Here is a 517-nt window from a genome sequence, read left to right as displayed (position 1 = left end):
CGGGCGGCGGCGCGTAGGTCGCCGGGGTCGCCGCTGGCGGCGCGGCATATGGCGGGGCCGCCGGCGGGGCGTTGAAGGGCTGGGTCGCTGGCGGGGCCGCCGGCGGGGCCGCGAAGGGATCGGCCACGGGCTTCGCCGCGCCGGCGCCGGGCGACAGGTCGAAGTTCCAGTCGTCGGGGATGCGCCCCCCCGCGCCGGCACCCGGGGCCGGCGGCGGCGCCTGCGGGGTCGAGGGCGTTGGCCCGACATCCCAGCTTTCCGGCAGCGCCGAGACCTGCTGCATCGGCTTGGGCGGCAGGAAGGCGTCGGAGGTCGAGGGCCGGTGGTCCGGCATGGCCGGGCCCTCGTTGAACGGGTCGAAATCGGCCGGCAGGCCCGTCCCGCTCGGCAGGCCGGGCATGCCCGCGGCCGGCGGCCTGGCGCCAAGGAAGGGGTCGCCCGGCAGGCGCGGCTGCAGCGGCTCGTCGCGCGGTGGCGGCGCGCCCCAGGCGGGTTGCTCGGGTGGCTGGCCCCAGGC

General features: G+C 80.1%; 1 pseudogene. It reads right to left on the bottom strand.

Annotation, left to right across the window (positions count from 1 at the left end):
- A pseudogene (locus HW577_RS26330) lies at positions 1-517 on the bottom strand (hypothetical protein); the annotation flags it as partial.

Origin of the sequence: Neoroseomonas rubea (assembly GCF_016106015.1) — a bacterium.
In the GTDB taxonomy this organism is placed as follows: domain Bacteria; phylum Pseudomonadota; class Alphaproteobacteria; order Acetobacterales; family Acetobacteraceae; genus Neoroseomonas; species Neoroseomonas rubea.
The sequence above is the reverse complement of the archived record's forward strand: the minus strand, read 5'-3'. Positions and strand labels throughout refer to the sequence as shown.